We start from the raw sequence: 2,649 nt of genomic DNA, 5'->3' as shown, positions 1-2,649 counted from the left end.
ATTCCCAAATGCGTTTAACCGCTATGGGATAGAGAGGTGCGTAGTTCACCCAAGGAGAATCAATCTCTCGAAGTAAAAGTGAAAGGAATTTCTGAAATGGAATTCAGTCTGTCTATATTTGACTATACTTTTACTAACTATTACCTCACCCACTTTGACAGAAGGGAGTTATGGTCGGTTAAGCGTCAAAACATCGAGGCTTTTCCTTGATGCTGGCAATGTAAACTTTGATTAAGAGAAAGACTTCTAGCTCCGATCCGATGTTATATTAATAATTGAAGCTAAAGAAAAAAGCTTCCCTGACAGATCGACTGGCAAGGTTATAAAGGTCAAGTTCACAAAGGAGTAAACCCTGTTAAAGTTACATTCTGTCTCGATAACGACGATAACAGCGATCGACCTGAACGCTCATATTTCCTAGAGTAGAGAACAAGGGAGTTAGGCAATTGGAACTAGAGTCCAATGCGTCTCCAACCAGTCTCAAGTTGTGAGGGGAAATACCTGAGAATCGGTAAACTGATCGCTGTTATTGTTTGTCAACACAAGTAATTGATCATTGCAGTCGCTCTCCTTTGATGAGATAATAGAAAGTCTTCTGTTCAAAAGGATATCGATAGGATGCGACTCTCTCAACAGCTTTTTGTCACCCTCCGGGAAGACCCGGCCGAGGCGGAAATACCCAGTCATAAATGCTTGGTGCGTGCCGGTTACATTCGTCGCATTGGCAGCGGTATTTACGCCTATTTACCCCTGATGTGGCGGGTTTTGCAGAAAGTCTCCCAGATAGTCCGGGAAGAAATGAATAAAGCCGGCGCCCAAGAATGTTTACTTCCCCAACTGCAACCGGCGGAACTCTGGCAAGAATCAGGCCGTTGGGACACCTACACAAAAGCAGAAGGGATTATGTTTGCCCTGACGGACCGGCAAAACCGGGAGTTAGGATTAGGACCGACTCACGAAGAAGTAATTACTGCCGTCGCTCGTGATTTAATTCGTTCCTATCGACAATTACCGGTTAATTTATATCAGATTCAAACTAAATTTCGCGATGAAATTCGCCCTCGTTTTGGTTTAATGCGGGGACGAGAATTTATTATGAAAGATGCCTATTCTTTCAATCTCGACGAGGAATGTTTAAAGAAAACCTATCAAGCGATGGATATAGCTTACCGCAATATTTTCCGCCGTTGTGGGTTAGCTTTTCGGGCAGTAGAAGCCGATTCTGGAGCGATTGGCGGTTCCGCATCCCAAGAATTTATGGTCTTAGCTGATGCCGGAGAAGATGAGGTTTTATTTACCGCCGATGAAAAGTATGCGGCTAATGTGGAAAAAGCCGTTTCTTTGCCGGCAGATAAAGTGGCTTCTCCCTTTAAAAAGTTTGCTAAAAAAGAGACTCCTAACACCAACACTATCGAAAGTTTAGCTAAATTTCTCGATTGTTCTGCCACCGCTATCGTCAAAAATGTTCTCTACGAAGTGGTTTATGATAGCGGCATAACTGTTTTAGTTTTGGTGAGCATTCGGGGAGATCAAGAGGTTAACGAAGTTAAACTACAAAATGAATTAGTTAGACAGGCGAGCCGTTACAATGCTAAAACAATTTTGGCTTTAAAAATACCCGATGCTGCCGCTCAACAGAAATGGGCAACTAAACCTTTACCTTTAGGTTATATTGGTCCCGACTTAGAAGATAATTTGCTCAAAAAAGCCAGCGATATAGCTCCTAAGTTTTTACGCATAGCAGACAACACGGTGACAGACTTAGAAAACTTGATCACCGGTGCAAATGAAACGGGGTTTCATTTAGTGGGGGCGAATTGGGGTAAAGATTTTATCTTACCGGAATTAATCGTCGATCTACGCAAAGCCCAGGTAGGCGATCGAGCTATTCACGATCCTGATCAAACCTTGCAAAGTGCTAGAGGAATTGAAGTCGGTCATATCTTCCAATTGGGCTATAAATATTCTCAAGCCATGAATGCTTTTTATACTAATGAAGCGGGAGAATCTACCCCCATTTGTATGGGTTGTTATGGGATAGGAGTATCGCGTTTAGCCCAGGCAGCCGTAGAACAATCCTACGATAAAGATGGCATTATTTGGCCAGTAGCTATTGCCCCCTATCAAGCGATTGTGGTTATTCCTAATTTAGCTGATGCCGAGCAGGTAAAAACCGCCGAAAGTTTATACAATGAGTTAAATCAAGCCGGCATTGAAACCCTTTTAGATGACCGGAATGAACGTGCGGGAGTTAAGTTCAAAGATGCGGATTTAATTGGGATTCCCTATCGCATTGTCACGGGTAAATCTCTCAAATCGGGTAAGGTGGAATTAGTCGAAAGAGCCAGTAAAAAAGCGTCAGAAGTAGCAATTAATGAGGTGGTTTCCTATTTAAAAACTGCTATTTCAAAGGTAAATGCTTCTGATTAAGTGATTAAATATACAGATAATTTGCTTAATTTCTTGAAAAACTTCTAAAAAAGGAGCTTTTGAGATTACTATATTATCTTTCTAAGTACAGGACAAAAAATGTAAGGACTGGAGAAAAAGAGAAAAGTTAGGTAATGAAGGATTGAGAATAAGATGACGAAGGTGGTCTAAACCTAGCCGAAAGAGGCTTTTTGCTCGGCGACCATGTTTCTTGATAGG

1 protein-coding gene and 1 pseudogene are annotated in these 2,649 nt (G+C 41.9%); one reads left to right on the top strand and one right to left on the bottom strand.

The genetic code is table 11. From position 1 onward, the window contains the following. Nucleotides 1-618 precede the first annotated feature (618 nt). Nucleotides 619-2,430 (top strand): proline--tRNA ligase, encoded by a 1,812-nt coding sequence (locus tag O9295_RS27200; RefSeq protein WP_288036382.1) that lies wholly within the window; start codon nt 619-621, stop codon nt 2,428-2,430. 81 nt (nt 2,431-2,511) lie between these two features. Here O9295_RS27200 and O9295_RS27195 read toward each other — a convergent pair. Beyond that, a pseudogene (locus O9295_RS27195) lies at nt 2,512-2,649 on the bottom strand (IS4 family transposase); the annotation flags it as partial.

It is taken from the genome of Microcystis sp. LE18-22.4A (assembly GCF_027531105.1).
Lineage (GTDB): Bacteria > Cyanobacteriota > Cyanobacteriia > Cyanobacteriales > Microcystaceae > Microcystis > Microcystis aeruginosa.
The sequence above is the reverse complement of the archived record's forward strand: the minus strand, read 5'-3'. Positions and strand labels throughout refer to the sequence as shown.